The following is a 369-nucleotide window of genomic DNA, read 5'->3' on the forward strand; positions in this document are numbered from 1 at the left end:
TGATCTGGTGCGGTCGGTGTTTGACGGTGAGGTGCGGTTGTGGCCGCATCGGCGTTTCCCGTTGCCGGCGGTACGGCGTCTGACCGGCGCCGACACGCATCCCATCGACGTCGTCTTCGACTACACCGAGTTCCGTCGCGCCAACACCGACAGCGAGGAGCAGGTCGGCTTCGAGGCCGTCGCCGGTGAAGGTGGCACCGAGTTCGCCCTCCAGGTCACCGCGGCCAGCGGCTTCCTCGACCTCGTCGCCGATGCGCGGGTGTTTGGGTCGGCGGGGTTGGTGCGGTTGGCGGGGATGTTCCGGGTGGTGTTGGAGTCGATGGTTGCGGATCCGGGTGGGGATTCGCGGGTGGTGTGTGTGCCGTCTGG

1 protein-coding gene is annotated in these 369 nt (G+C 67.8%); it reads left to right on the forward strand.

Going from position 1 to position 369, the window contains the following annotated elements; translation table 11 throughout:
• Positions 1-16: 16 nt before the first annotated feature.
• Positions 17-369, forward strand: a 353-nt coding sequence (locus ADK66_RS04090; RefSeq protein WP_157552195.1) for a hypothetical protein, incomplete at its 3' end; no start/stop codon positions are given.

The organism is Micromonospora sp. NRRL B-16802, assembly GCF_001279555.1.
Taxonomy (GTDB): Bacteria; Actinomycetota; Actinomycetes; order Mycobacteriales; family Micromonosporaceae; genus Micromonospora; species Micromonospora profundi.